Origin of the sequence: Pseudomonas sp. YJ42 (genome assembly GCF_047225135.1) — a bacterium.
Classification (GTDB): Bacteria; Pseudomonadota; Gammaproteobacteria; order Pseudomonadales; family Pseudomonadaceae; genus Stutzerimonas; species Stutzerimonas stutzeri_E.
The window spans coordinates 4,002,885-4,028,112 of the sequence record NZ_CP178378.1; the positions used below are offsets into that span (position 1 = coordinate 4,002,885).

The following is a 25,228-nucleotide window of genomic DNA, read 5'->3' on the forward strand; positions in this document are numbered from 1 at the left end:
TTCGGTCGACGATGCCTGCTGAACCAAGCATCAGTGGCAACGTCTGATATCGGCAATGCAGAGATGCCGAGTCGGTCGGCGAATCGGTTGTCTCGGCGGAGAGGTGCTCCGCCGTCTGTTCTTGCGGAGACGTTGATGTACAAGCTGTGTTTCTATGTTCCGGAAAGCCACCTGGACGCAGTCAAGAAGGCAGTCTTCGCTGCCGGTGCCGGGCGCATCGGTGCATACGACAGTTGCTGCTGGCAGGTGCTCGGGCACGGTCAGTACCGCCCGCTGGAGGGCAGCAAGCCATTCCTTGGGCAACTTGGCCAGGTGCACTCGTTGTCGGAATGGAAGGTTGAATTGGTGGTGGCTGACGAGCTGATTCATGACAGCGTCAAGGCACTCAAGCGTACCCACCCGTACGAGACGCCCGCATTCGAGGTGTGGCGGCTGTCCGATTTGCAGTTCTGATTGGTGCGTTACGAACAAACCCGAGTCGCCACTGGCCACTCGGGTTTTTTGTGCGCGTCAGACGTGAACCGGCTTAGACAGCGACATTCAGGCGAACCTCGATATTTCCGCGGGTGGCGTTGGAGTAGGGGCATACCTGGTGAGCGGCTTCGGTCAGTTGCTCGGCAGCTGATCGCTCAAGACCTGGCAGGCTGACGTTCAACTGGACTTCGAGCCCGAATCCGCCGGGAATCTGACCGATGCCCACCTGGCCGGTGACCGCTGTATCGATCGGCAGTTGCTGTTTCAACTGGCTAGCGGCGAACTTCAGCGCGCCAATAAAGCAGGCTGAGTAGCCAGCGGCAAACAGTTGCTCCGGGTTGGTGCCTTCGCCGCCTTGCCCGCCGAGTTCTTTGGGAGTGGAGAGCTTTAGATCGAGCAGGCCGTCGGACGATGCTGCACGGCCATCGCGACCTCCGGTGGCAGTGGCGGTTGCGGTATAGAGGGCCTTGATGGTTTGCATGTTTCGTTTCCTCGGGAGTGGCGTTCAGTTGCGGTTTAACTTATCGCGATAATATTTATCGCACAAGATAAATCCGATCGCGACTGCTTGAGCAGCGTCTGCGGAGTCACTGGCGAGGGTAGCGCCGCGCCCGGCGGCGCTTAGTTACCTTTCAGCAATGCGCTGCGAAGGGCGACAAGTTGATTGCGTAGCACCAACAGCGCATCGCGTGACTGCCCGGTACATTCGAGCATGCAGTCGGGGAAGTGCAGGGCGCGTTGCTTCATGGCACGCCCCGCGTCAGTGAGATGCAGTTCGACTACTCGTTCATCGCTGCTGCTGCGGGTCCGGCTGATCAAGCCTTCGGCTTCCAGGCGTTTGAGCAATGGCGTCAGCGAACCGGGCTCGGTCAGCAACCGAGCGCTGATTTCCCCGACGGTGAGCCCGTCGCGCTCCCAAAGCACGAGCATCGCCAGATATTGCGGGTAGGTCAGACCGATGCTTTGCAACAAGGGCTTATAAGCTTTGGTCATCTGCAGCGAGGCGGAATACAGGGCAAAACACAGCTGATTATCCAGCTGCAGCTGCTCGTCTGAAGGCGTCTTCGTCATGGGTGGCCGAATGGCAGGAGAAATGGCTTTCACGTTAACGTGCGGCCTCGCCTGGTGCCAAGCTCGGCGCGTATTTGTCAGGGGCGGATCTCGATCAGCGTACCGTTCTTCACCAGATTCCAGATCTCGCGCATATCATCGTTTTTCAGCGCGATGCACCCCTCGGTCCAGTCGAGAGTATGGAAAAACCACTCCGGATATTCTTCATCGAGCGGTGTGCCGTGAAGCATGATCATGCTTCCCGGGCGCTCGCCTTCGCGGCTGGCCCGTGCCAGGTCCTTGGCGTTCGGATAGGAGATGTGCATCGCCAGGTTGTATTTGTCGGAGGTCTTGCGCCAGTCGATCCAGTAAAACCCCTCGGGTGTCCGCTGGTCGCCTTCACGCTCCTTGGGACCTGGTTGCTTGCCCAGGGACACGCGGTAGCTCTTCATGGTAACGCCGCGGCTGATGAGGTGAAGCTGGCGCTCGGACTTGACCACCAGCACCTTGTCGATGAAAGCATCATCGAATACTGGCGCGGCGGTAGCATGTGAGAGGGCAGCAAATGTGAAGCAGAAGATCGCTAACAGCCAGCGCATTGGAGCTTTCCTGAATCCTTACGGCATCAGACCTGTTTGCGCGCCACTCGCATTGCTTCGATGGCTTCGTTGCGCACCGGGAAGGTCTGCTGCACCCGGTCGGCGAAAAAGTATTCTAGGGTACGGCCAATCGTCGGAAAAGCCAGCTCTGACCAAGGGATGTCAGCCTGTCGGAAAAGCCTGACTTCGAGGCTCTCGTCTCCCGCGCAGAATCGTTCGTCCACCAATTCTGCGCGAAAGAACATGTAGACCTGGTTGATATGTGGCAGGTCGAACAGCGTGTAGAGCTGCAAGTCCGTGACTCGAGCGCACGCTTCCTCCAGAGTCTCCCGCTCCGCCGCCTGCTGTACGGTCTCACCGTTCTCCATAAAGCCGGCCGGCAGTGTCCAATAACCGCGTCGCGGTTCTATCGCCCGGCGGCAGAGCAATACGTGGTCTTCCCATATAGGCAGACAACCGGCGACGATGCGTGGGTTCTGATAGTGAACCGTATCGCAGGATGTGCAGACAAATCGGGTCCGATTATCCCCATCAGGGACCCGCTCGGTGATCGAACCGCCGCACTGGCTGCAGAATTTCATCGCGCTTCCTTCGGTATACGGATCATTCCCACAGCCCGGGGCGACGGGCTGCGTTATTGCTGAAATCTAGTTTGCCGCGAAAAGCTTGCCAGCGACAGTTGGGTCTCTTTGGTTGTGTTCGTTGTCGTCGAGTCAGAGCTGCCGGATTTTGCCCTTGCCCGTCTTGGGCGCCTCGGTGATTCATGCCATGATGCCTGTCAAAGACTGAAAGAGATGTTTCATGCTGGACAAGATTCTCCAACGGGTGCGTGACTATTCCCCGCATCTCCTGGAGCCGGAAGGCCGGATGCCCGAGGCGGCGGTATTGATGCCGATTACTCGTAGTGATTCGCCGGAGCTGGTGTTGACCCTTCGCGCCAGCGGCCTATCCACCCACGGCGGTGAGGTAGCGTTCCCCGGTGGACGCCGCGATCCAGAGGATCGAAATCTGATCCATACCGCACTGCGCGAAGCCGAAGAAGAAGTGGGGTTGGCGCCGGGGATGGTAGAAGTCGTCGGGCCGCTCAGTAGCCTGGTTTCGCTCCATGGCATTCATGTCACGCCTTATGTCGGCGTCGTGCCTGACTATGTCGAATATCGCGCCAACGATGCCGAGATCGCTTCGGTCTTTTCCGTGCCGCTGGACTTCTTTTGCCAGGACACGCGAGAGGTTACCCACCGTATCGATTACCAAGGTGACGCCTGGTATGTCCCGTCGTACCGGTACGGCGAATACAAGATCTGGGGCCTGACGGCCATCATGATCGTCGAGCTGGTGAACCTGGTGTACGACGCCGGGATCGAAATGCGCCGTCCCCCCATTTCCTACGTCGATCTGAGCCAGAAGAGGTCATGACCGTGAAATATCGCCTGGGTGATTCCCGTGTTGAAGCCGATCCACAAAGCTGGGTCGCGCCAAATGCCACGCTGGTCGGCAAGATCCGCCTGGATGCTGGTGCAAGCGTTTGGTTCGGTGCGGTGCTGCGCGGGGATAACGAGCTGATCCATCTTGGCGAAAACAGCAACGTGCAGGATGGCAGCGTGATGCACACCGATATGGGGTATCCACTGACATTGGGTACCGGAGTCACTGTTGGACACAATGCCATGCTGCATGGCTGCACCGTCGGTGATTACAGCCTGGTCGGTATCAACGCGGTAATCCTCAATGGCGCAAAGATTGGCAAGTACTGCATCATCGGCGCCAACACCTTGATTGCCGAAGGAAAGGAGATTCCAGACGGTTCACTGGTGGTGGGCTCACCCGGCAAGGTGGTGCGTGAATTGACTGAACAACAGAAGAAAATGCTCGAAGCGAGCGCGGCGCACTACGTGCACAACGCCCAGCGTTACGCCCGTGATCTGGCGGAGCAGGACGATTGAGCGACGAGGAAAAGCCGGTCGCTTCTCCCTGCGTCAGCATCTGCGCACTGGATGAGGACGATTTATGCACGGGCTGCCAGCGCAGCATCGATGAGATTCGTCGCTGGAGCCGTATGGACAATCAGGAGCGGCGTCAGGTGCTGCTGCGTTGCCACGACCGGGCACGCGCCAGCGGACTGCTGCTCTAATTCGAGGTGCGGTGCGCCTCGGCCCGCTCATCACAATCCGTATAACGAGGAATCCCATGCCCCGAATAGGCACGCCGCTGTCCGCCAGCGCGACCCGTGTACTGCTTTGCGGTTCCGGCGAGCTCGGCAAGGAACTGGTTATCGAGCTTCAACGCCTGGGCGTCGAGGTCATAGCGGTTGATCGTTATGCCAATGCGCCGGCCATGCAGGTGGCGCATCGTCACCATGTCATCGATATGCTCGATGGCGCTGCGTTGCGAGCGGTTATCGAGCAGGAAAAGCCGCATTTCATCGTGCCGGAAATCGAAGCGATTGCCACCGCGACGTTGGTCGAGCTGGAAGGCGAGGGCTATAACGTCATCCCGACTGCACGGGCCGCGCAGCTCACCATGAATCGTGAGGGTATTCGCCGCCTGGCGGCTGAAGAGCTGGGGCTGCCGACCTCGCCCTATCGCTTCGCCGATTCGCTGGAAGAATGTCGCGCGGCTATTTCGGCGCTCGGGTTTCCGTGTCTGATCAAGCCCGTCATGAGCTCGTCCGGTAAAGGCCAGTCGGTTCTGCGGGACGAGTCAGAGATTCTCGCGGCTTGGGAATACGCCCAGGCAGGCGGGCGTGCCGGCAAGGGACGAGTGATCGTTGAAGGCTTCGTCGATTTCGACTACGAGATCACGCTGCTGACCGTCCGCCATTCGGGCGGGACGACGTTTTGCCAGCCGGTCGGGCATCGGCAGGAAAAGGGCGATTATCAAGAGTCGTGGCAGCCCCAGCCAATGACGCCGGGCGCGATGGCGGAGGCCGAACGCATCGCCCTGGCCGTCACCGATGCGCTGGGTGGTCGCGGCATCTTCGGTGTCGAGTTGTTCGTCAAAGGCGACAAGGTCTGGTTCTGTGAGGTCTCACCGCGGCCACACGATACCGGTCTGGTGACCTTGATCTCTCAGGATCTCTCCGAATTCGCCCTGCATGCGCGAGCGATTCTGGGACTGCCGATTCCGGCAATTCGCCAGTTCGGTCCGTCCGCTTCGGCGGTGGTGCTGGTTGAGGGCGAGTCCGATCAGGTGAGCTTCGGCAATCTGGCGGCCGCTATGGCCGAGCCGGATACGGCGCTGCGTTTGTTTGGCAAGCCGGGCGTCAGCGGGCAGCGGCGTATGGGTGTCGCGCTGGCTCGCGACGTCTCGATCGATGCTTCACGCGCCAAGGCGTTACGGGCAGCTGCGGCAATCGATACAGCGTTCTGATGATCCAGGGGCGCGTGACGCCCATCAGGGCGTGTCGCCCGTTGCGTCCGGAACGTCTTCGATCACCCAGGCGCGTACGCTTTTGACGCGGTTGTCCGCCGCCTGCAGGATCTCGAGCCGGTACTGGTTGATCTGCAGGCAGATACCGCTATCGGGAATATGCTCCAGCGCCTCGGTAATCAACCCGTTAAGGGTCTTGGGGCCGTCGCAGGGCAGCTGCCAGCCCAGCGCCCGGTTGACTTCGCGCAGGTAGGCCGCGCCATCGATCACCAGGGTGCCGTCGTCCTGCGGGTGGATGTCCGGGCTGCGTAATGCGTCCTGGTTGCTGAATTCACCGACGATCTCTTCGAGAATGTCTTCCAGCGTCACGATGCCCAGCACATCTCCGTATTCGTCGACGACGATGCCGATGCGCCGTTTCTGCTTCTGGAAATTGACCAGCTGAGTGGACAGTGGGGTGTTCTCGGGAATGAAGTAGGGCTCGTTGCAAGCGTCCAGCAGGCTTTCTCGGGTCAGTTGGTCGTGGCTGAGCAGTCGCGCGATCTGGCGCATGTGCACGATGCCTTCTATCTGATTGATGTCCTTGCGAAATACCGGGAGGCGCGTGTGGGGTGTGGTGCGCAGTTGGGTCACGATGGTTTCAAGGTCGTCCTCGAGGTCGATACCGGCGACCTCGTTACGGGGGATCATGATGTCGTCGACCGTGACCTTTTCCAGGTCCAGGATGCCGAGCAGCATGCTTTGCCGATTCATCGGCATGTCGCTGCCCGATTCACGGACCACGCTGCGTAGTTCCTCTGTGGATAGGCTGTCGTTGCCCTTGTTGGACAGGTCGACACCGAGCAGTTTGAGCAGGCCATTGCTGATCCAATTGAGCGACGCCACCAGCGGATACAGCACTTTCTGCAGCAACAGCAGCGGAAGGCTGACCGGGTACGCAACGGTTTCCGGTCGCAGGGCGGCGAGCGTCTTCGGCGTTATCTCTCCGAATATGAGCAGGAGGATGGTCAGGCCGATGGTCGCAATCGCGATTCCGGCTTCGCCCCATAGCTTGATTGCCAGCACCGTGGCGATCGACGAGGCGAGGATATTGACGAAGTTGTTGCCGACCAGAATTGTCCCGAGCAGCCGGTCCGGCCGCTCGAGCAACGCGCTTGCCCGCTTTGCCCCGCGGTGCCCGTCTTTGGCCTTGTGGCGCAGGCGGTAGCGGTTGAGGCTGAGCATCCCGGTTTCGGAACTGGAAAAGAACGCCGAGCACAAAAGCAGGAAAACCAGCATGCCGACCAGGAAGCCGGGGTGTAGATGTTCCACTTGGTGGTCCTAGAGTCTGTTGATGTTTCGTCGTGCGCTGCTAGACGTGCAGGATGAATTCGCGGACCAGCTTGCTGCCGAAATAGGCCAGCATCAGCAGGCAGAAGCCGGCCAATGTCCAGCGAATGGCCTTGTAGCCGCGCCAGCCAAGCTGGTGCCGTCCCCACAGCAACAGGCCGAAAACCACCCAGGCGACCACCGACAACAGTGTCTTGTGCACCAGATGTTGGGCGAACAGGTTCTCCAGAAACAGCCAGCCGGAGATCAAGGATGCCGACAGCAGCAGCCAACCGGCGAGCAGAAAGCCGAACAGCAGACTCTCCATGGTCTGTAGCGGTGGGAAGTTCTTGATCAGCCCGGATGGGTGTTTGTGCTTCAGGTGGTGGTCCTGCAAAAGCAGCAGCAACGACTGGAAGACCGCAATGGTGAGCATCCCGTAAGCCAGTATGGAGAACAGGATGTGAGCCAGGATGCCCGGCTCTTCGGCAATGGCCGGTACCGTTCCGGAGGGCGCGAACTGGGCGAACAGTACCGTCAGACAGCCGAGTGGAAAGAGCAACAGCAGAAGGTTTTCGACCGGCATGCGGTAGAGGGCAAGCAGGATCAGCAGGATGACGGCGGCAGCGATCAGGCTCGAAGCCGTGAAGAAATCCAGATGCAATCCGCTGGGCGACAGCAGCTGAATGAACAGGCTCACCCCGTGCGCGACGAGCGCCAAGGCGCCCAGGACGAGAAGAAGACGTTTGTCCGGCACGGTGCGTTGCACTAGGCGCAGGCCTTGGTATCCGGTGACGCCGGCGTAAAGGCAGGCGGCAGCTAGGCTCGGTAGCAGAGGGTGCATAGGTCTGTTAGCAGGCTCGAAAGGCGCTGAGTGTGGCACAAACGCTGGTCGCACAAAAGCGTGCGTATGGCGGTGGGTACTGCCCCGGCGGGCGGCCTGCAGTGTGTTGCCCAATGTAGCGCCGATAGTCTTCGGGGTTGGCTCACCTGTGCGATGAAAAGGCTCGACGGCGGGGTACCGGCCTGGGCCTCACAGCTTCTATAATCGGTGCCTTAACCACACCCAGCGTGGAAACGGCACATGTTTGAAAACCTAACCGACCGCCTCTCCCAGACACTTCGCCATGTTACCGGCAAGGCCAAGCTGACCGAGGACAACATCAAGGACACCCTGCGCGAAGTGCGAATGGCGCTGCTAGAAGCTGACGTCGCACTGCCGGTGGTCAAGGAGTTCGTGGCCAAGGTCAAGGACAGGGCCGTCGGCACCGAGGTCTCCAAGAGCCTGACACCTGGTCAAGCGTTCGTGAAGATCGTTCGCGCCGAGCTGGAAGAGCTGATGGGCGCGGCCAATGAAGATCTTGCCCTGAGCGTGGTGCCCCCGGCCGTTGTGCTGATGGCCGGCCTGCAGGGGGCGGGAAAGACCACTACGGTTGGCAAGCTGGCGAGGTTCCTAAAGGAGCGCAAGAAGAAGTCGGTGTTGGTTGTTTCCGCGGACGTCTACCGCCCTGCGGCGATCAAGCAGCTCGAAACCTTGGCTGCGGAAGTGGGCGTGACCTTCTTTCCCTCCGATACCAGCCAGAAGCCTGTCGAAATCGCTCAGGCAGCGATTCGCGAGGCCAAGCTCAAGTTCATTGATGTGGTACTGGTCGATACCGCCGGCCGTCTGGCCATCGATGCCGAGATGATGGCCGAGATCCAGGCCGTCCATGCGGCGATCAATCCGGCCGAGACGCTGTTCGTCGTCGATGCCATGACGGGTCAGGATGCGGCCAACACCGCCAAGGCATTCGGCGAAGCGCTGCCATTGACCGGTGTCGTGTTGACCAAGGTCGACGGGGATGCGCGAGGCGGTGCCGCATTGTCGGTCCGTCACATCACCGGTAAGCCGATCAAATTCCTCGGCATGGGAGAAAAAAGCGACGCGCTCGAACCGTTCCACCCGGACCGAATTGCCTCGCGCATCCTCGGTATGGGTGATGTGCTCAGCTTGATCGAACAAGCCGAGCAGACGCTGGACCGAGAAAAGGCCGAGAAACTCACCAAGAAGCTGAAGAAGGGCAAGGGCTTCGATCTAGAAGATTTCCGCGACCAGCTTCAGCAGATGAAAAACATGGGTGGCCTCGGTGGTCTGATGGATAAGCTGCCGTCAATCGGCGGTGTAAATCTATCGCAGATGGGTAATGCCCAGGGCGCAGCCGAGAAGCAGTTCAAGCAGATGGAAGCCATCATCAATTCGATGACGCCTGTCGAGCGGCGCAACCCTGACATCATCAGTGGTTCACGCAAGCGCCGCATCGCCATGGGTTCTGGTACGCAGGTGCAGGATATCGGTCGCCTGATCAAGCAGCACAAGCAGATGCAGAAAATGATGAAGAAGGTCAGTGGCAAGGGGGGGATGGCCAAAATGATGCGCGGTATGGGTGGGATGCTTCCGGGCGGCGGGATGCCTAAGTTCTAACCCAGAGCTCTCGGCGTGCCATTTTGTTGGGCACCGCTGAAGCTGGGCAGGCCCGCTGCCGAGGCCTGTAGCTGTTTTTAAAAAAGCCATTTGCAAAAGTCCGGATAATCCTTAGAATATGCGGCCTTTCGGGCCTTGGGCCCTGCATTCAGATTTGCTGTACCGACTACAGGAACGATGTTCACATGGTAACTATTCGTCTCGCCCGTGGCGGCTCCAAGAAGCGCCCTTTCTACCACCTGACCGTGACCAACAGCCGCAATCCGCGTGATGGTCGCTTCGTTGAGCGTATCGGCTTCTTTAATCCGATCGCCTCGGGTGCAGAAGTGAAGCTTTCTGTAAACCAGGAGCGCGCTACTTACTGGCTGAGCCAGGGCGCACAGCCGTCTGAGCGCGTTGCTCAGCTGCTGAAGGAAGCTGCCAAGGCCGCTGCCTAAATACATGAACGCAACGTCTGCTCCGGCCGAAGACCTGATCGTTATCGGCAAAATCGTTTCGGTGCATGGCGTGCGTGGTGACGTAAAGATCTATTCCTTTACCGATCCGATCGACAATCTGCTGGGTTATCGCCGCTGGACGCTCAGGCGAGGCGACGAGGTCAAGCAGGTCGAGTTGGTCAAGGGGCGCCTCCAGGGCAAGGTTCTGGTGGCTACGCTGGGCGGACTGACTGATCGTGAAGTGGCGCGTACATACGCCGACTTCGAGATCTGCATACCCCGCAGTGAACTGCCTGACTTGGCTGGCGAAGAGTACTACTGGTTCCAGCTTCAGGGCCTGACGGTCATTAATCAGCTCGGGCAAGTGCTTGGGCGGGTGGATCATCTGCTGGAAACCGGAGCTAATGATGTCCTGGTGGTCAAGCCGTTTGACGGCAGCCTGGATGATCGTGAGCGCTTGCTGCCCTATACCGACCCCTGCGTGTTGAAGGTCGATCTGGATGCAGCCGAAATGCACGTCGAATGGGATGCGGATTTCTGACTGACATGTCCGGCTTTCGTGTCGAAGTGATCAGTCTGTTTCCGGACATGTTCGCTGCCGTCCGCGACTATGGTATTACCAGTCGCGCGGTGAAGCAGGGGCTGCTCCAGCTGCGCTGCTGGAATCCCCGGAACTACACCGAAGATCGTCACCAGACCGTGGATGATCGTCCCTTTGGCGGCGGCCCCGGCATGGTGATGAAGATCAAGCCGCTGGAGCTTGCACTGGCAGACGCCAGACAGGCCGCTGGCGAGAAGGCGAAGGTGATTTACCTGTCGCCTCAGGGGCGGCAGTTGAAACAGGCTGACGTCCGCGACTTGGCGAAGGAAGAGGCGCTTATTCTCATCGCCGGTCGCTACGAAGGTATCGACGAGCGCTTCATCGAGGCGCATGTCGATGAGGAATGGTCGATTGGCGATTACGTGTTGTCCGGCGGTGAATTGCCGGCCATGGTGCTGATTGATGCTGTGACCCGCTTGCTCCCCGGAGCGCTGGGTCATGCTGATTCCGCCGAGGAGGATTCGTTTACCGACGGCCTGCTCGATTGCCCGCACTACACGCGACCGGAAGTGTATGCGGATAAACGTGTTCCTGAAGTGCTGCTTAGCGGCAATCATGAGCACATCCGGCGCTGGCGTTTGCAGCAATCCCTCGGAAGAACCTGGGAACGCCGCGCTGATCTTCTGGATAGCCGCTCGCTTTCTGGAGAAGAACAAAAGCTGCTGACGGAGTATATCCGTCAGCGGGACGATAGTTAACGTATCGATGGCACGCCACGAAGGCCTGTCTTAGGAGCACAGCATGACCAACAAGATTATCCAGGCGCTCGAAGCTGAGCAGATGACCAAAGAACTGCCTCCGTTTGCCCCGGGCGACACCGTTGTCGTCCAGGTGAAAGTGAAGGAAGGCGAGCGTGAGCGTCTGCAGGCGTTCGAAGGCGTTGTGATCGGCAAGCGTAACCGCGGTCTGAACAGTGCATTCACCGTTCGCAAGATTTCCAACGGTGTGGGTGTCGAGCGTACTTTCCAGTACTACAGCCCGATGGTTGACAGCCTCAGCGTCAAGCGCCGTGGCGATGTTCGCAAGGCCAAGCTGTATTACCTCCGCGCGCTGTCCGGCAAGGCAGCCCGCATCAAGGAAAAGCTTTCCTGAGGAAAGCGTCCTTCAAAAAAAGCAGCCTTCGGGCTGCTTTTTTTTCGCCGGTCAGTTGCTTTCAGTATCATCGCTGCGATTCGGCTGTCCTGGCTTTTGGGTTCTGGTGTTCCTTCGTACACTTTCAGCCTAATAAGCGCCCATGGCATTGTGATTGAGCGCTTCGGGCATCCAATGATGCGTGCAGGATAAGCTGCTCATGTTCACCGCTACAGAGCGGGCCGATCTGACGCGTCTGGTGCTCTATGGAACAAACATGCGTTTACCTGCCGATGAGTTTTCATGCCCGCACTCGATGATCCAATGATCGACCGTTTCCTCGATGCCCTCTGGCTCGAGAAAGGGCTATCGGATAATACCCGTGAGGCTTATCGGAGCGATCTGGCCCTGTTCAATGGCTGGCTCAACGCGCGAGGCGCTCGACTGATGGACGCCGGCCGGGAGGCGATTCTCGATCATCTTGCTTGGCGATTGGCCAATAACTACAAGGCGCGTTCCACCGCACGGCTGCTTTCCGGGCTTCGCGGTTTTTATCGGTTTCTGCTTCGCGAAGGGGAGATCTCGGTAGATCCCACGCTGCGCGTCGAGCTGCCGCAGCTTGGGCGACCGCTACCCAAGGCGTTGTCCGAAGCCGACGTGGAAGCATTGCTGGCCGTACCTGATTTTAGCGATCCGCTGGGGTTGCGCGACCGGGCGATGCTTGAAGTCCTTTATGCGACCGGCCTGCGTGTGACGGAGCTGGTGAGTCTCAGTCTGGAGCAAGTCAATCTTCGCCAGGGCGTGCTGCGCACGTTCGGCAAGGGCAACAAGGAGCGTCTGGTGCCGCTCGGAGAGGAGGCCATGCACTGGTTGACGCGTTATCTGCGTGACGCTCGGGATACCCTACTGGCGGGCAAGGCGAGTGACGTGGTGTTTCTCAGTCGGCGTGGTGATCTGATGACGCGGCAGACGTTCTGGCATCGAATCAAGCTGCACGCTCGGCAGGCTGGGATTGCGGCATCGATTTCACCTCACACGTTGCGTCATGCGTTCGCCACGCATCTGCTCAACCATGGCGCGGATCTTCGGACCGTGCAGATGCTGCTCGGTCATAGCGACTTGTCTACTACACAGATCTACACGCACATCGCGCGCGCGAGGCTGCAGGAGCTCCATGCGCAGCATCATCCGCGTGGCTGACCACAGGTCCCGTGAGCCTGCGCAGCAGGCCACAAAATCCGCGACCAAACGCCCAATGCCATGCGCTGGGGCGAAGTGGCTATGTTAATCTGCGGCCTTCCCTCGATCGAAGTCGCCAGGAGATTCCATGCGCGTGATTCGTTTATTTGCTGCGGCGACCCTCGGTCTTGCCAGCACCGTCGTCCTGGCCGCCGATGCCGACAAGGCAATTCGTGAATCGCTGCAATCCGTGCAGCCCGGCATGCCGATCGAAGCGATTGCCGAAAGCCCCATGGACGGTGTCTATCAGGTCCAGCTCAAGGGCGGGCGCCAGCTGTACGCCAGCGCCGATGGGCAATTCGTGATCCAGGGGTACATGTTCCAGTTCAAGGACGGACAGGCCGTCAACTTGACCGAGCAGGCCCAGAGTCGCTCGGTTGCCAAGATGATCGACGCCATTCCCGCTAATGAGATGGTGGTCTTCTCGCCAGAGAAGCCGAAGACTCATATCACGGTTTTCACAGATACCGATTGTGGCTATTGCCAGAAACTGCACAGCGAAGTGCCGGAGCTTAATCGCTTGGGTGTCGAGGTTCGCTATATGGCATTTCCGCGGCAGGGTATGGGCAGCCATGGCGCCAATACCCTGGCCAACGTCTGGTGCGCCAAGGATCGTCAGGCGGCGATGAATAAAGCCAAGGCGCGTGAGGAAGTACCCGATGCCAGCTGCGACGACCCCGTTGCGAAACAGTACGAGCTGGGTCAGCTGATCGGTGTTCAGGGGACTCCGGCGATCATTCTGGCTGATGGGCAGGTCATCCCTGGCTACCAGCCTGCACCCCAGCTTGCTGAGCTCGCTCTGAAAGCCCATTAAGGCCCTGGCAGCATCCTGAGGGTGCTGCCCCGTGCGCTACTGAACTGTTCCGCTCCTCGCGTTCAAAAGCTGAAGGCATTCCGAGGAGATGTGAACATGAAGCTTGAAGGTTCCTGTCATTGCAAGGCTGTGCGGTTCTCGCTCGAATCGGCTGAACCCTATCCGTTCATGCGTTGCTACTGCTCCATCTGTCGCAAGACCGCCGGGGCGGGTGGCTATGCAATCAACCTGGGCGGCGATCAGCGGACATTGGCTGTCGAAGGCCGCGAGAATCTAAGCATCTACCAAGCCAAAATGGTCGATCCGGCAACGGGCGCGATCCGCGTCAGCGACGGTCAGCGTCATTTCTGCAAGCTATGCGGCAGCGCGCTCTGGTTGTGGGACCCCAACTGGCCGGATCTGGTCCACCCGCATGCATCGGCTATCGATACCGATCTGCCGGTGCCCCCGGAGTCTACGCATTTGATGCTGGCTTCGAAGGCGTCATGGGTTGAGCCGCAGATTGGACCGGACGACCGCTGCTTCGACCAATATCCAGACGAGTCGCTCGCCCAGTGGCATCAGCGCCTGGGATTGCAGAGCGAACCCGGTTAACGGAGATTTTCGGCGCCTCTGTCGATTTGACTAAATCTCGTGCGCTTCGTAATGTGCGACTCTTTTGTTCGGCCGCTGTGCGGGGCCGTTCGCTGGTAATGGGGAGTGCAGCTTGAAACCGGTGAAAGTTGGCATCTGTGGGCTGGGGACCGTCGGTGGCGGTACCTTCAATGTGCTCGAGCGCAACGCTGCGGAAATTGCCCGCCGTGCCGGGCGAGGAATCGAAGTCGCACAGATTGCGGCTCGTCATGCGAACCCTAGATGCAACACCGGCGACACCCCAATCACCGCCGATATTTTCGAGGTGGCGAACAACCCCGAGATCGACATCGTCGTCGAACTCATCGGCGGTTATACCCTGGCCCGTGAATTGGTCCTCAAGGCTATCGAGAATGGCAAGCATGTGGTCACGGCGAACAAGGCGCTGATCGCCGTGCACGGCAATGAGATCTTCGCCAAGGCCCGTGAAAAAGGCGTCATTGTGGCATTCGAAGCCTCGGTCGCTGGTGGCATTCCGGTAATCAAGGCGATCCGCGAAGGCCTGGCGGGCAACCAGATCAATTGGCTGGCCGGCATAATCAATGGCACCGGTAACTTCATCCTCACTGAGATGCGTGAGAAGGGCCGTACTTTCGAGGACGTGCTCAAGGAAGCGCAGGAACTGGGTTATGCCGAAGCCGATCCGACCTTTGATGTCGAAGGCATTGATGCCGCTCACAAGCTGACCATCCTCGCGTCCATCGCTTTCGGGGTGCCGCTGCAGTTCGACAAGGCTTACACCGAGGGCATTTCCCGTCTGACCACTGCCGACGTCAACTATGCCGAGGCGCTGGGTTATCGCATCAAGCACCTGGGTGTCGCGCGGAGCACCGATTCGGGTATCGAGTTGCGCGTCCATCCGACGCTGATTCCGGCCGATCGGCTGATCGCCAACGTCAACGGCGTGATGAATGCGGTCATGGTCAACGGTGATGCGGTCGGCTCGACCCTGTATTACGGTGCCGGCGCCGGCATGGAGCCGACGGCTTCTGCGGTAGTGGCAGACCTGGTCGATGTGGCGCGAGCGCTCACCACCGACCCGAACAACCGCGTCCCACATCTGGCGTTCCAGCCCGACTCGCTATCGGCCCATCCGATCCTGCCTATTGGCGCCTGCGAAAGCGCCTATTACTTGCGTATCCAGGCCAAGGATCATCCAGGTGTGCTGGCTCAGGTCGCGACCATCCTGTCCGAGCGCGGGATCAACATCGAGTCGATCATGCAGAAGGAAGCCGAGGTGCATGATGGCCTGGTTCCGGTCATTCTCGTCACCCACCGGGTGGTAGAGCAGCGTATCGATGATGCGATCACGGCGCTGGAATCGCTGACTGACGTGGTTGGCAGCGTCGTGAGAATCCGAGTGGAACAGCTGAATTAATCTGAGCTGAATCCGGAGCTGGAAGCTGGAGCGGATTGCTCTGCTTCAGTCTAAGGCCAACGGCTCAAAACGAAGGTTTGAAAACATGCGCTATATCAGTACCCGTGGCCAAGCGCCGGCCCTGAATTTCGAGGATGTTCTGCTCGCCGGTCTCGCCAGCGATGGCGGTCTCTACGTTCCGGAAAACCTGCCGCGCTTCACCGTCGAGGAAATCGCGTCCTGGTCGGGCCTGCCGTACCATGAGCTGGCTTTCAAGGTGATGCGACCGTTCGTTGCCGGCAGCATTCCCGATGCCGATTTCAAACAGATTCTTGAAGAGACCTACGGTGTTTTCGCCCACAGCGCCGTCGCGCCGCTGCGTCAGCTGAACGGCAACGAGTGGGTGCTGGAGCTGTTCCACGGTCCGACTCTGGCGTTCAAGGATTTCGCCCTGCAACTGCTGGGGCGCCTGCTCGACTACGTGCTGGCCAAGCGTGGTGAACGTGTGGTGATCATCGGCGCGACGTCCGGTGATACCGGGTCGGCGGCGATCGAAGGCTGCCGTCGCTGCGATAATGTCGATATCTTCATTCTTCACCCGCACAACCGTGTATCGGAAGTGCAGCGTCGGCAAATGACTACGATCTTTGGCGACAACATCCACAATATCGCAATCGAAGGCAACTTCGACGATTGCCAGGAAATGGTCAAGGACAGCTTCGCTGACCAAGGCTTCCTCAAGGGCACTCGCCTGGTCGCCGTCAACTCGATCAACTGGGCGCGGATCATGGCCCAGATCGTCTATTACTTCCATGCGGCGCTGCAGCTGGGCGGACCGGCGCGTTCGGTGGCGTTCTCCGTGCCGACTGGTAACTTCGGCGACATTTTCGCCGGCTACCTGGCGCGCAATATGGGCTTACCGATCAGCCAGCTGGTGGTGGCGACCAACCGCAACGACATCCTGCACCGCTTCATGAGCGGCAACCGTTACGACAAAGATACGCTGCACCCGTCGCTGTCGCCTTCGATGGACATCATGGTGTCGTCGAACTTCGAGCGTCTTCTGTTCGATTTGCACGGACGTAACGGTGCCGCCGTGGCCGAGCTGATGAGCGCTTTCAAATCCAGTGGCAAGCTGTCAGTGGAAGAAGAGCGCTGGACTGAGGCACGCAAACTGTTCGACTCGCTGGCCGTGGATGACGAGCAGACCTGCAAGACCATTGCCGAAATTTTTGAGACCACTGGCGAGTTGCTCGATCCCCACACGGCCATCGGTGTGCATGCCGCGCGTGAGTGTCGTCGCAGCTTGTCGATACCGATGGTGACGCTCGCAACTGCGCATCCGGTAAAGTTCCCCGAGGCGGTTGAGAAGGCGGGCGTCGGCAAGGCGCTGGAGCTGCCAGCCCATCTCGCCGATCTGTTCGAGCGGCCGGAGCGTTGCACGGTGCTGGCCAACGATCTGAAGGCCATGCAGACTTTTGTCGGTGAGCACGGCAATCGCGGCAAGCCGCTATGATCCAGCGCCGCTGATCGACTCGATGGCATGCGCTTGGTTTATCGCAACCAAGCGCAATCCGCTTCACTGTTCCCGCTCGTGACAGGCTTTACCTGGGCTGACGAGGTACGATATCTCTCGGCAAATCCCTGATTGGCTACCGGGGCCCTGCGCTACGCTCGCTCATATGGGCTGTCTGGCCGTACCGCCATATCAGTCGGCGACGATCACACCGTCGAGATTGACCGCTTCCAGTTTGTGGCTGAGATGGCCTCTAAGAATGTTGCCCAAGCGCTTACCATCACGATCCCGCAGCGCCTCGATCATTTCCACGTGGTCATTCACCGCTTTGCGCCAGAAGTCCTCATTCATCTCCATCGTGTAGCGGACTCTTTTCACTCGCTGGCTGAGGTTGTTATACATCTCCAGCAGTATCGGGTTGCCAGACGCCAGCAGAATTCGTTCATGGATCTGCTGGTTGACTTGGAAATAAGCCTGCAAGTCTTTGCGTTCGTAGTGGTCGATCATCCTCTGATGAAGCTCGCAGATGCGTGCCAACGCCTCGTCGTCCAGGTGCAGACAGGCGGCTTCACCGGCCAACCCCTCCAGCGCTGCCATTACGTCGTACGTATGCTCTACGTCACTGAGGGACAGACGGCTCACGCGCGCGCCCCGATTCGGCAGAATTTCCACCAACCCTTCTGACGTCAAAACTTTCAGCGCTTCGCGAAGCGGCGTCCGGGAAATACCGAACGTCTCGCAAAGCTGCTTCTCGGAAATCTTTTCGCCTGCAACCAGCGAACCGTGTTCGATCAGCTCACGGATTCGATTGGCAGCTTCCTGATAAAGAATCTTGTGCTGGATTTTTTCCAAGGCTGTTTTTCCTGGTTGAGGCGGCCAGACCGACACGCAAAATCTTGCCTGTAATTGATATCAGCGAGAGGTCTGCTAGCGTTTTGAATTAAGAATACAAAATAGGTCAGTAATGCGACATAAGCTAAACATGCAAGAGCAAAAAGTGGTTGGCGCAACGTCGTCTCGCCAGCCTCCAACACCGTCCCGTCGTTTTGCAACGGTGCCCTGATCAGTTTCGCCTGGTCTAGCACCCGGCTATCGGAGAAAAATCATGGCTGGCAAGGTCTATCGTTCGAGCGTAGTCATAACACGAGTACAAGCCCGGCAAATTATCGATGCAGCGTTCGCCGAGGCAAGAGTGCAAAACATGGAACCGCTGACCCTCTTCGTCATGGACGCGGGCGGCAACCTTATCGCAGCCGAGCGCGAAGATGGTTGTGCCCCGTTGCGCTTTTCGGTTGCCAGGGGCAAGGCCTTCGCAGCGCTGGGCAACGGCGTATCCAGCCGCACGGTGGGCGAGCGAAACGAATCGCGCCCCGCTTTTCTGGCCTCGGTGGCGGCGGCTTCCGACGGGCATTTCGTTCCCGTGCCGGGCGGCGTTTTGATTCTCTCGAATGATGACGAGGTAATCGGCGCCGTGGGCGCTAGCGGCGCGTCTTCCGATGAAGACGAACAAGCCGCGGTTGTGGGAATAGAAGCGGCTGGCTTGCGCGCCGGTATCGTTCCACCCTGACTTCGTACATTTGGCGGTCGGCGCAGCCACCAACTGCTTCGTGCGGGCAGGGTCGCGTTCGGCCATCGGCATCGCTCTGATGCAGCATTTAGGCGTTCATTTCATCGTGGCCTCCCGTTCAGCCTGCTTGGGCTGACAGATCCCCGGCGGGGGCTTCTTGAGCTCCCCTGGCCAGATGGCGATAGAGCGCTGGCCCCACCTTCTTTTTTCGCCTGGATCCGCCCGCCCGTTTGGGCGGAGCGGACGGACGGTGGCAGTTTTTCTTGGCTCGTTTCTGGCGTACCGCAAAAAGCTGGTCTAAGGTCTGGATCGGGTTATGAATAATGAATTCATTTTTGTTGTTCACGTCCCGTTAGCCGGTTCCCGCCGCTGCCGGCGCTGTCGTTGGAGCAATGGGTCAGCCCGATTGTGAAAGAAGGTTTTGCGGTACGCCTCAATAAAAACAAGAGTGGAGGTCAGCATGAAAGTCTTGAAGACAGCCTTGATCGCATCCCTGTTAGGTCTCGCCACCTCTGCAGTGCAGGCGGCCGAACTACAGATCAAATTCGGCCACGTGGGTGGGCCGGGTTCCCTGTTCGAAATCACCGCCAATAAATTCGCCGAGACCGTTAATGAGAAGCTCAAGGGTAAAGCCAAGGTGGTGACCTATGGCTCCAGCCAGTTGGGTAGCGACTCGCAGATGCTCAACAAGCTCAAACTGGGTTCGCTCGATCTGGCTTTGCCCTCGACGGTGATGAGCAGCGTGGCGCCGGAGTTTTCCTTGTTCGAAATGCCTTACCTGATCACCGATCGCGAGCACATGCAGCGCGTTCGCGACGAGCTGGTTCGCGACGTGATGTACAAGGCCGCCGAAGGCAAGGGTTACCGGATCATCGGCGTATGGGAAAACGGAGTTCGGCAGATCACCAACAACTCCCGGCCGATCGTCGTACCGGCCGATCTGAAAGGCTTGAAGTTGCGTACGCCCAACGGGATATGGCGGGTCGAAATGTTCAAGAGCTACGGCGCCAACCCGGCTCCGATGGCGCTCTCCGAAGCCTTCGTGGCGCTGCAGACCGGCGCCATGGATGGTCAGGAAAACCCTCTGGTGCAGATCTATTCCCAGCGCTTTCACGAAGTCCAGAAGTACCTCTCCCTGTCCAACCATGTCTACACCCCGGCTTTCGTTCTCGCGGGCGCCAGTTGGCAGCGCTTTCCTGAGGACGTCAGGAAGGTTCTGAGCGAGGCGGCGCTGGAAGCCGAAGCTTTCGCGCTGGAGCAGGGCGCAGCGCTGGATGAAAGCCTCGTCAAGAAAATGAAGGAGGCAGGCATGGAGGTGAACGAGGTGGACCAGCAGGCCTTCATCGACGGCTCCAAGGATATCTACGCGAAGTTCGCCGAAGAGGTCGAAGGTGGCCAGGCAATGCTCGACGAGGTCGAACAGCTTCGCCAGATGTAGCCACCTGCCTGTCGCAGAGATCGCATCCTGACTAACGCCTGAGCGCTGCGGTGCTACAGGCCGACCGGAGAGAGCCGATGGGGTTTTTCACCGCTTTCAGAAAGGGCTTTTCCAAGTTTTTGGAAATCATCGTGGTTGCCAATGTGATCGCATTGACGTTGGTCGTTACGGTTGGCTTTGCGTCGCGACTGGCTGGCTCGCCGTTCAGCTGGTACGACGAGGTGGCATCGGTCGGCCTTGCCTGGCTCACCTACTACGGTGCCGCCCTGGCGGCGGCCAAGGGCGCCCACATCGGTTGCCCCACCGTGGTCAATTACTTCCCGCCGAAGCTGCGCGTGCCGATCGCTCTGCTCGCCGAGGCGATCACCATCGGGTTCTTCGTGCTGCTGGCCTACACCGGCACGCAGGTGGTGCTCATCCTGGAGGGGTCTTCACTGGTCAGCCTCACGCACGTTTCGCTGCAACTGACGCAATCGGTGCTGCCCATTGGCTCGGTGCTTTTCATCATTGCCGAGATCCTGCGCCTGCCTGAGGTGATCGAAAGCGCGAAAGGCGATGGTTTCGTCGATCACGAGCTGGAAGAAGCGGGGGTCAGGCCCGCGAAGGCATGACCGGGACAATCCAGAGCGAGTGCCTGCTGCGGCGCTCGGGAGAATAACGATGACCATCTTTTACATGTTCGCAGGGTTGATACTGCTCATCCTGATCAATGTCCCGGTCGCCATTTCGCTGGGCATCGTCGGTGCGGTGGCGATCTTCTCCAGCTACGGCGCACTGGCCCTTCCGAATATCGGCATGGTGATGTTCGACGGCACGACCAGCTTCCCGCTGATCGCCATTCCTCTGTTCATCCTGGCCGGCGCGATCATGAACGCCTCGAGCATCTCGCGGCGCCTGATCGACCTGGCCTCGGCGATGCTCGGCTTCATCAAGGGCGGCTTGTCGATGGTGACCATCGGTGCCTCGATCTTCTTCGCGGAGATTTCCGGCTCGGCGGTCGCGGGCGTATCGGCTATCGGCAGCATCATGATCCCGGCGATGACCAGCAAGGGCTATTCAAAGGAATTCTCCGCCGCGTTGTCGTCCTCGGCCGCCAGTCTCGCGATCATTCTGCCGCCGTCGATTCCGATGATTCTCTACGCCGTAATGTCGGGAGAGTCGGTAGTGAAGATGTTCGTTGCCGGCATCTTCCCTGGATTGCTTGGTGCGATGGGGTTGGCAGGCATGTGCTACTACCTGGCTAGGAAGAACGACTTTCCGTCCGAGGGAGCGTTCCAGACCAAGCGGTTGTGGGAAGCGTTCAAAGGAGCGATCTGGGCGCTGTCGATTCCGGTGATCATCCTCGGAGGCATCTTTGGCGGGATCGTCACGGCCACCGAAGGAGCTGCGCTGGCGGTGGTGGTGGCGATCTTCATCAGCGCCTTCGTCTATCGCGAGTTCACGCTGCGCACCTTTTACAAGGCGTGCCTGGACGCCGGCGTGCAAACCGCGGTGGTCATGTTGCTGGTAGCGAGCTCCGCGGTGGTGGGACTCTACCTGACCGAAACGCAACTGCCACAGCAGTTGGCCAGTTCCATCAGCGAGTGGACCAGCAACAAGTATGTGATTCTGGCGCTACTCAACATCATCTTTCTGATTCTCGGTGTTTTTCTGCACTCAGCGGCGGCGATCATTCTGGTCGTCCCTATCGTGCTGCCGCTGGTGCTGGCTGTCGGCATCGACCCGATCCACTTCGGGCTGATCGTCACGCTCAACCTGGCGATCGGGCAACAGACACCACCGGTTGCCAGCGTGCTGATCGCGTCCTGCTCGATCGCAAAGTCCGATATCTGGGCCACCTCCCGGACCAACCTGTGGTTCCTCGGTGTGCTCTTCGTGATCCTGCTGATCAATACCTATGTGCCTGCGTTTGCCTTGGCGCTGGTGAACCTGATCTACGGCGCCTGACCGCTATTTGATGCCCCACTGCCAAGCAGGCGGCGGGCAGGAGGAGACAAAGATGAGTGACGTGTCTCAAGGACAAGTCGACTGTCGTGTCGACCAAGGCGTCGCCTGGGTCGGCTTCAACCGGCCGGAGAGCCGTAACGCGATGACCTGGCAAATGTACGACGCGCTGGAGCGCTTGTGTCGGGAGTTGGAGGCGGACTCGAACGTCGTCGCCGTGGTGTTTCATGGCTGCGGTGGGAAGGCGTTCGTGGCCGGCACCGATATCAAGCAATTCGCTGAGTTCGAAGGCGGCGAGGCGGGCGTGAATTACGAGCGCCGCATCGATAGCGTAATCGCGGGGCTGGAGAACCTGCGCAAGCCGACCATTGCCTTGCTCGAAGGCTTCTGTGTCGGCGGCGGCGCGGCCATCGCGCTGGCCTGCGATTTTCGATATTGCACACCGTCGCTGAAGTTTGGTGTTCCGATCGCCGAGACCCTGGGCAACTGCCTCTCGGTGACCAACGTATCACGTCTCATGGATCTGCTCGGCGTACCTCGCACGAAGGAGGTGCTGATGGCGGCCGAACTTATCGAAGCACCAGAGGCGTTAACGGCCGGACTGGTCAGCGCTGTATTCGAGCCCGACGTTATCAGCGCGGAGGTTGCTCGCAAAGCGCAGGCGTTTGCCGGTCGCGCACCGCTGACCGTGCAGGCGACCAAGGAGACCATCAACCGAGTACTGGCGCACCGGCGTACGCCGGCGGACGCCAGCGATGACTGGATACGCGCCTGTTACGGCAGCCGTGACTTCAAGGCTGCGGTCGACAAATTCGTCAGCAAGACCCCGTTCGAATGGACCGGTGAGTAGCTTTTGCCGATCCCCGTGTTGGAGAACCAAGCATGCTTCCGCTGAGCAACGTGAAAATCCTGGATATCTCGCAAATCATGGCGGGCCCTTACTGCACCATGGTGCTGGGTGACCTCGGAGCCGAGGTCATCAAGGTCGAGAAAGCCAATGGTGGTGACGACAGCCGACAAATGGGGCCCTACGTCAACGGCGAGTCCACCTGCTTTTTTCAGATCAACCGGAACAAGAAAAGCATCTCGCTGAATCTCAAGGACGAGCGGGCCCGGGACGTTTTCTATCGGCTGGCCTTGGATGCGGACGTCATCGTCGAGAACTACCGGCCGGGAGTGACGCAGTCGCTTCAAATCGATTACGAGACGATCCGTGCCCTGAATCCCGGGATCATCTATTGCTCGATTTCAGGCTATGGCCAGACCGGTCCCTCCCGCAACAAAGGCGGGTTCGATCTTGTAGCGCAAGGAATGAGCGGCCTGATGTCTATGACTGGCGAGCCTGGCAAGCGCCCCTTGAAAACCGGCATTGCGGTTTATGACATCGGCGCTGGCCTCACCGCTATCTATTCGATTCTTGCTGCTTATATTCACAAGCAGGGCACCGGTGAAGGACAGCACATTGACATCGCTATTACCGAATGCGGGCTGCCTTGGTTCGCCTGGGAAGCGGCCGCCTACTTCGCCGAGGGTACCGTGCCGCAGCCCACGGGATCGCGTCATCGCATCTCCGCGCCTTATCAGGCAGTCAAGGCTCGAGACGGCTACCTGATGCTTGGCTGCGCCAATCAGCGGACCTGGGAACGCCTGTGTCGCGACGTGATTGCGCGCGAGGACCTGCTTGGCGACGAGCGCTTCGTCACCAACAGCGACCGCGCGCGCAACGTCGAGGCGCTCGAAGAGATCCTCGAAGCGATCCTGTCCCAGCAGTCCATGGCGCATTGGCTCGGCCTGTGCGAGACGGCAGGGGTGCCGGCAGGGCCGATCAATGATTTCGCGCAGGCCATGCACGACGAACACTACCTGGAGCGCGGCATGGTTCAGGAGGTCAGCCACCCTGTGATCGGCAATATGAAAACCATTGGCTTTCCCGCGAAGTTTTCCCGCACGCCTTCACGGATTCGCCGACCTGCTCCGCTGTTTGCCGAGCACACCGACGAGGTACTGCATGAAATCGGTATGACCGGCGAAGACATCAGCCGGCTACGTAGTGAGGGCTGCATCCGCTGAACTGTTTAGTTCTATGTGGTATTGAATTCAAAACTCAAAATACAAGATCAAGCGTCCTGGAGAACCGTCATGCTGAAGCTCGATTTCCACCCGTCCGGTCGCCATTTCCTACAGATCCCGGGGCCTTCTCCAGTACCGGATCGTATTTTGCGCGCCATGAGCTTGCCGACCATCGATCACCGTGGTCCTGAATTCGGCGCCCTGGGTCGCGAACTGCTGAGCAAGGTTCGGCAAGTGTTCAAGACCCAGCAGCCAGTGGTGATCTACCCCGCGTCCGGTACCGGCGCGTGGGAGGCGGCGCTGGTCAATACGCTGTCGGCAGGTGACCGGGTACTGATGTTCGAAACCGGCCACTTTGCCACCCTATGGGAAAAAATGGCGCGACGGTTGGGGCTCGAGCCTGAATTCATCGGGTTGCCGGGTTATGAAGGCTGGCGCCGTGGCGTGCAGGCGGAAATGATCGAGCGGCGCTTGAAGGAAGACAGCGGCAACACGATCAAGGCCGTCTGCGTGGTGCACAACGAGACGTCCACCGGTGTGACCAGCGATATCGCGGCGGTGCGCCGCGCCATCGATGCGGCCAAGCATCCGGCACTGCTGCTGGTCGATACCATTTCCGGCCTGGCCTGCGCTGATTATCAGCACGACGCCTGGGGCGTGGACGTGACCATTTCCGGTTCGCAGAAGGGCTTGATGCTGCCCCCGGGTATCAGCTTCAACGCGGTCTCGGAAAAAGCGATCGCAGCCAGCCGCAGCGCGAAATTGCCGAAAAGCTTCTGGGCCTGGGACGAAATACTCGAGCTCAACCGCAGCGGCTATTGGCCCTACACGCCCAACACCAATTTGCTGTACGGGCTGAACGAAGCGCTCGACATGTTGCTGGGAGAGGGCCTCGATCATGTCTTTGCGCGGCATCAGCGCTGGGCGGCCGGGGTTCGCAAGGCCGTCGAGACCTGGGGCCTGGAGGTGCAGTGTCAGGAGCCAAGCGTCTATTCGCCGGTGCTGACCGGTGTGGTGATGCCGGAGGGGGTGGATGCCGACGAGGTGCGCAGCCTGATCTATCGCCGTTTCGACCTTTCGCTAGGGACCGGGCTGGGTAAGGCGAAGGGCAAGATGTTCCGCATCGGTCATCTCGGTGACTGCAACGACCTCACCCTGATCGCCACGCTCGGTGGTTGCGAGGCTGGCCTGAAGATGTCCGGCGTGTCGCTCACGGGCAGCGGGGTGCTCGCCGCACTGGACTACTTCGCAGCGAACCCGCTAGACGAGTCGCACTGACA

General features: G+C 59.4%; 29 protein-coding genes. 22 read left to right on the top strand and 7 right to left on the bottom strand.

Features of this window, described 5'->3' with window-relative positions:
- The first annotated feature begins 135 nt into the window (after nucleotides 1–135).
- A complete protein-coding gene (locus ACL0K2_RS18415) occupies nucleotides 136–453 on the top strand; it encodes a YqfO family protein (RefSeq protein WP_045160958.1) in 318 nt (105 codons plus the stop codon).
- Nucleotides 454–526: 73 nt separating this feature from the next.
- On the opposite strand, the gene ACL0K2_RS18420 is transcribed toward ACL0K2_RS18415, so the two are convergent.
- The 4 genes from ACL0K2_RS18420 to ACL0K2_RS18435 form a co-directional block, all read right to left on the bottom strand.
- Nucleotides 527–955 carry an organic hydroperoxide resistance protein gene (locus tag ACL0K2_RS18420; RefSeq protein ID WP_045160959.1) on the bottom strand — a complete coding sequence of 143 codons (429 nt, stop codon included), beginning with the start codon at nucleotides 953–955 and terminating at the stop codon, nucleotides 527–529.
- A gap of 140 nt (nucleotides 956–1,095) precedes the next feature.
- Nucleotides 1,096–1,545 (bottom strand): MarR family winged helix-turn-helix transcriptional regulator, encoded by a 450-nt coding sequence (locus ACL0K2_RS18425; RefSeq protein WP_045160960.1) that lies wholly within the window; start codon nucleotides 1,543–1,545, stop codon nucleotides 1,096–1,098.
- 77 nt (nucleotides 1,546–1,622) lie between these two features.
- Nucleotides 1,623–2,123, bottom strand: a complete 501-nt coding sequence (locus ACL0K2_RS18430) for a L,D-transpeptidase family protein (RefSeq protein WP_045160961.1) — start codon at nucleotides 2,121–2,123, stop codon at nucleotides 1,623–1,625.
- A 26-nt stretch (nucleotides 2,124–2,149) separates the two neighbouring features.
- Complete coding sequence (locus ACL0K2_RS18435) at nucleotides 2,150–2,704, bottom strand: NUDIX hydrolase (protein WP_045160962.1); 555 nt, start codon at nucleotides 2,702–2,704, stop codon at nucleotides 2,150–2,152.
- A 220-nt stretch (nucleotides 2,705–2,924) separates the two neighbouring features.
- Here ACL0K2_RS18435 and ACL0K2_RS18440 point away from each other — a divergent pair, with 220 nt between their 5' ends.
- The 4 genes from ACL0K2_RS18440 to purT are packed head-to-tail and all read left to right on the top strand — an operon-like array spanning nucleotide 2,925 to nucleotide 5,492.
- A complete protein-coding gene (locus ACL0K2_RS18440; protein WP_239610821.1) occupies nucleotides 2,925–3,539 on the top strand; it encodes a CoA pyrophosphatase in 615 nt (204 codons plus the stop codon).
- A 2-nt stretch (nucleotides 3,540–3,541) separates the two neighbouring features.
- The gene (locus ACL0K2_RS18445; protein WP_045161105.1) at nucleotides 3,542–4,066 is read left to right on the top strand and encodes a gamma carbonic anhydrase family protein; all 525 of its coding nucleotides are present in this window, start codon (nucleotides 3,542–3,544) and stop codon (nucleotides 4,064–4,066) included.
- Nucleotides 4,063–4,254 (top strand): DUF1289 domain-containing protein, encoded by a 192-nt coding sequence (locus ACL0K2_RS18450; protein WP_045160964.1) that lies wholly within the window; start codon nucleotides 4,063–4,065, stop codon nucleotides 4,252–4,254. The genes ACL0K2_RS18445 and ACL0K2_RS18450 overlap by 4 nt, the downstream gene beginning before the upstream one ends.
- Before the next feature lie 56 nt (nucleotides 4,255–4,310).
- Nucleotides 4,311–5,492, top strand: coding sequence for a formate-dependent phosphoribosylglycinamide formyltransferase (purT, locus tag ACL0K2_RS18455; protein WP_045160965.1), 1,182 nt, complete (start codon nucleotides 4,311–4,313; stop codon nucleotides 5,490–5,492).
- Between the two features lie 24 nt (nucleotides 5,493–5,516).
- On the opposite strand, the gene ACL0K2_RS18460 is transcribed toward purT, so the two are convergent.
- Together ACL0K2_RS18460 and ACL0K2_RS18465 are read right to left on the bottom strand one after the other, a co-directional pair.
- Complete coding sequence (locus ACL0K2_RS18460) at nucleotides 5,517–6,803, bottom strand: HlyC/CorC family transporter (protein ID WP_239610820.1); 1,287 nt, start codon at nucleotides 6,801–6,803, stop codon at nucleotides 5,517–5,519.
- Nucleotides 6,804–6,843: 40 nt separating this feature from the next.
- Nucleotides 6,844–7,644, bottom strand: coding sequence for an inner membrane protein YpjD (locus ACL0K2_RS18465; RefSeq protein ID WP_045160967.1), 801 nt, complete (start codon nucleotides 7,642–7,644; stop codon nucleotides 6,844–6,846).
- 240 nt (nucleotides 7,645–7,884) lie between these two features.
- On the opposite strand from ACL0K2_RS18465, the gene ffh reads away from it, so the two are divergent.
- From ffh to thrC, 10 genes are all read left to right on the top strand, one after another.
- A complete protein-coding gene (gene ffh / locus ACL0K2_RS18470; RefSeq protein ID WP_239610819.1) occupies nucleotides 7,885–9,261 on the top strand; it encodes a signal recognition particle protein in 1,377 nt (458 codons plus the stop codon).
- Between the two features lie 185 nt (nucleotides 9,262–9,446).
- Nucleotides 9,447–9,698, top strand: a complete 252-nt coding sequence (rpsP, locus tag ACL0K2_RS18475; RefSeq protein ID WP_003282953.1) for a 30S ribosomal protein S16 — start codon at nucleotides 9,447–9,449, stop codon at nucleotides 9,696–9,698.
- A gap of 4 nt (nucleotides 9,699–9,702) precedes the next feature.
- Nucleotides 9,703–10,239 (top strand): ribosome maturation factor RimM, encoded by a 537-nt coding sequence (gene rimM / locus ACL0K2_RS18480; RefSeq protein WP_413043188.1) that lies wholly within the window; start codon nucleotides 9,703–9,705, stop codon nucleotides 10,237–10,239.
- 5 nt (nucleotides 10,240–10,244) lie between these two features.
- Complete coding sequence (gene trmD, locus ACL0K2_RS18485; protein ID WP_045160970.1) at nucleotides 10,245–10,997, top strand: tRNA (guanosine(37)-N1)-methyltransferase TrmD; 753 nt, start codon at nucleotides 10,245–10,247, stop codon at nucleotides 10,995–10,997.
- 43 nt (nucleotides 10,998–11,040) lie between these two features.
- Entirely contained in the window at nucleotides 11,041–11,391 is a 351-nt protein-coding gene (rplS, locus tag ACL0K2_RS18490; RefSeq protein ID WP_021208319.1) for a 50S ribosomal protein L19, read from the top strand.
- 282 nt (nucleotides 11,392–11,673) lie between these two features.
- On the top strand, nucleotides 11,674–12,570 hold the full coding sequence (gene xerD, locus ACL0K2_RS18495) for a site-specific tyrosine recombinase XerD (RefSeq protein WP_239610818.1): 897 nt from the start codon (nucleotides 11,674–11,676) through the stop codon (nucleotides 12,568–12,570).
- A gap of 127 nt (nucleotides 12,571–12,697) precedes the next feature.
- Nucleotides 12,698–13,423 (top strand): thioredoxin fold domain-containing protein, encoded by a 726-nt coding sequence (locus ACL0K2_RS18500; RefSeq protein WP_045160972.1) that lies wholly within the window; start codon nucleotides 12,698–12,700, stop codon nucleotides 13,421–13,423.
- Between the two features lie 96 nt (nucleotides 13,424–13,519).
- Nucleotides 13,520–14,017, top strand: coding sequence for a GFA family protein (locus ACL0K2_RS18505; RefSeq protein ID WP_045160973.1), 498 nt, complete (start codon nucleotides 13,520–13,522; stop codon nucleotides 14,015–14,017).
- Nucleotides 14,018–14,129: 112 nt separating this feature from the next.
- Nucleotides 14,130–15,434, top strand: a complete 1,305-nt coding sequence (locus tag ACL0K2_RS18510; protein WP_045160974.1) for a homoserine dehydrogenase — start codon at nucleotides 14,130–14,132, stop codon at nucleotides 15,432–15,434.
- A gap of 85 nt (nucleotides 15,435–15,519) precedes the next feature.
- A complete protein-coding gene (gene thrC / locus ACL0K2_RS18515) occupies nucleotides 15,520–16,929 on the top strand; it encodes a threonine synthase (protein WP_413043189.1) in 1,410 nt (469 codons plus the stop codon).
- A 192-nt stretch (nucleotides 16,930–17,121) separates the two neighbouring features.
- On the opposite strand, the gene ACL0K2_RS18520 is transcribed toward thrC, so the two are convergent.
- Entirely contained in the window at nucleotides 17,122–17,781 is a 660-nt protein-coding gene (locus tag ACL0K2_RS18520; RefSeq protein WP_045160976.1) for a GntR family transcriptional regulator, read from the bottom strand.
- A 253-nt stretch (nucleotides 17,782–18,034) separates the two neighbouring features.
- On the opposite strand from ACL0K2_RS18520, the gene ACL0K2_RS18525 reads away from it, so the two are divergent.
- From ACL0K2_RS18525 to ACL0K2_RS18555, 7 genes are all read left to right on the top strand, one after another.
- The gene (locus tag ACL0K2_RS18525; RefSeq protein ID WP_413043190.1) at nucleotides 18,035–18,496 is read left to right on the top strand and encodes a GlcG/HbpS family heme-binding protein; all 462 of its coding nucleotides are present in this window, start codon (nucleotides 18,035–18,037) and stop codon (nucleotides 18,494–18,496) included.
- A gap of 460 nt (nucleotides 18,497–18,956) precedes the next feature.
- Nucleotides 18,957–19,934, top strand: coding sequence for a TRAP transporter substrate-binding protein (locus ACL0K2_RS18530; RefSeq protein WP_045160978.1), 978 nt, complete (start codon nucleotides 18,957–18,959; stop codon nucleotides 19,932–19,934).
- A gap of 77 nt (nucleotides 19,935–20,011) precedes the next feature.
- Nucleotides 20,012–20,545 carry a TRAP transporter small permease gene (locus ACL0K2_RS18535; RefSeq protein WP_045160979.1) on the top strand — a complete coding sequence of 178 codons (534 nt, stop codon included), beginning with the start codon at nucleotides 20,012–20,014 and terminating at the stop codon, nucleotides 20,543–20,545.
- 49 nt (nucleotides 20,546–20,594) lie between these two features.
- Nucleotides 20,595–21,881 (top strand): TRAP transporter large permease, encoded by a 1,287-nt coding sequence (locus ACL0K2_RS18540; RefSeq protein ID WP_045160980.1) that lies wholly within the window; start codon nucleotides 20,595–20,597, stop codon nucleotides 21,879–21,881.
- A 52-nt stretch (nucleotides 21,882–21,933) separates the two neighbouring features.
- Complete coding sequence (locus ACL0K2_RS18545) at nucleotides 21,934–22,728, top strand: enoyl-CoA hydratase/isomerase family protein (protein WP_045160981.1); 795 nt, start codon at nucleotides 21,934–21,936, stop codon at nucleotides 22,726–22,728.
- Between the two features lie 32 nt (nucleotides 22,729–22,760).
- Nucleotides 22,761–23,948, top strand: a complete 1,188-nt coding sequence (locus ACL0K2_RS18550; protein WP_239610815.1) for a CaiB/BaiF CoA transferase family protein — start codon at nucleotides 22,761–22,763, stop codon at nucleotides 23,946–23,948.
- Between the two features lie 69 nt (nucleotides 23,949–24,017).
- Nucleotides 24,018–25,226, top strand: a complete 1,209-nt coding sequence (locus tag ACL0K2_RS18555) for a pyridoxal-phosphate-dependent aminotransferase family protein (protein ID WP_045160983.1) — start codon at nucleotides 24,018–24,020, stop codon at nucleotides 25,224–25,226.
- Nucleotides 25,227–25,228 lie beyond the last annotated feature (2 nt).

Excerpts from the sequence above, each read along its gene's own strand:
- ACL0K2_RS18500 (WP_045160972.1), top strand. The coding sequence starts at position 12,698 with ATGCGCGTGATTCGTTTATTTGCTGCGGCGACCCTCGGTCTTGCCAGC.
- thrC (WP_413043189.1), top strand. The coding sequence starts at position 15,520 with ATGCGCTATATCAGTACCCGTGGCCAAGCGCCGGCCCTGAATTTCGAG.
- ACL0K2_RS18555 (WP_045160983.1), top strand. The coding sequence starts at position 24,018 with ATGCTGAAGCTCGATTTCCACCCGTCCGGTCGCCATTTCCTACAGATC.
- ACL0K2_RS18465 (WP_045160967.1), bottom strand. The coding sequence starts at position 7,644 with ATGCACCCTCTGCTACCGAGCCTAGCTGCCGCCTGCCTTTACGCCGGC.
- ACL0K2_RS18440 (WP_239610821.1), top strand. The coding sequence starts at position 2,925 with ATGCTGGACAAGATTCTCCAACGGGTGCGTGACTATTCCCCGCATCTC.
- ACL0K2_RS18545 (WP_045160981.1), top strand. The coding sequence starts at position 21,934 with ATGAGTGACGTGTCTCAAGGACAAGTCGACTGTCGTGTCGACCAAGGC.
- ACL0K2_RS18535 (WP_045160979.1), top strand. The coding sequence starts at position 20,012 with ATGGGGTTTTTCACCGCTTTCAGAAAGGGCTTTTCCAAGTTTTTGGAA.
- ACL0K2_RS18420 (WP_045160959.1), bottom strand. The coding sequence starts at position 955 with ATGCAAACCATCAAGGCCCTCTATACCGCAACCGCCACTGCCACCGGA.
- ACL0K2_RS18540 (WP_045160980.1), top strand. The coding sequence starts at position 20,595 with ATGACCATCTTTTACATGTTCGCAGGGTTGATACTGCTCATCCTGATC.
- rimM (WP_413043188.1), top strand. The coding sequence starts at position 9,703 with ATGAACGCAACGTCTGCTCCGGCCGAAGACCTGATCGTTATCGGCAAA.
- ACL0K2_RS18550 (WP_239610815.1), top strand. The coding sequence starts at position 22,761 with ATGCTTCCGCTGAGCAACGTGAAAATCCTGGATATCTCGCAAATCATG.
- ACL0K2_RS18505 (WP_045160973.1), top strand. The coding sequence starts at position 13,520 with ATGAAGCTTGAAGGTTCCTGTCATTGCAAGGCTGTGCGGTTCTCGCTC.
- ACL0K2_RS18435 (WP_045160962.1), bottom strand. The coding sequence starts at position 2,704 with ATGAAATTCTGCAGCCAGTGCGGCGGTTCGATCACCGAGCGGGTCCCT.
- ACL0K2_RS18525 (WP_413043190.1), top strand. The coding sequence starts at position 18,035 with ATGGCTGGCAAGGTCTATCGTTCGAGCGTAGTCATAACACGAGTACAA.
- purT (WP_045160965.1), top strand. The coding sequence starts at position 4,311 with ATGCCCCGAATAGGCACGCCGCTGTCCGCCAGCGCGACCCGTGTACTG.
- ffh (WP_239610819.1), top strand. The coding sequence starts at position 7,885 with ATGTTTGAAAACCTAACCGACCGCCTCTCCCAGACACTTCGCCATGTT.
- ACL0K2_RS18530 (WP_045160978.1), top strand. The coding sequence starts at position 18,957 with ATGAAAGTCTTGAAGACAGCCTTGATCGCATCCCTGTTAGGTCTCGCC.
- ACL0K2_RS18430 (WP_045160961.1), bottom strand. The coding sequence starts at position 2,123 with ATGCGCTGGCTGTTAGCGATCTTCTGCTTCACATTTGCTGCCCTCTCA.
- trmD (WP_045160970.1), top strand. The coding sequence starts at position 10,245 with ATGTCCGGCTTTCGTGTCGAAGTGATCAGTCTGTTTCCGGACATGTTC.
- ACL0K2_RS18415 (WP_045160958.1), top strand. The coding sequence starts at position 136 with ATGTACAAGCTGTGTTTCTATGTTCCGGAAAGCCACCTGGACGCAGTC.
- ACL0K2_RS18425 (WP_045160960.1), bottom strand. The coding sequence starts at position 1,545 with ATGACGAAGACGCCTTCAGACGAGCAGCTGCAGCTGGATAATCAGCTG.
- rplS (WP_021208319.1), top strand. The coding sequence starts at position 11,041 with ATGACCAACAAGATTATCCAGGCGCTCGAAGCTGAGCAGATGACCAAA.
- xerD (WP_239610818.1), top strand. The coding sequence starts at position 11,674 with ATGCCCGCACTCGATGATCCAATGATCGACCGTTTCCTCGATGCCCTC.
- rpsP (WP_003282953.1), top strand. The coding sequence starts at position 9,447 with ATGGTAACTATTCGTCTCGCCCGTGGCGGCTCCAAGAAGCGCCCTTTC.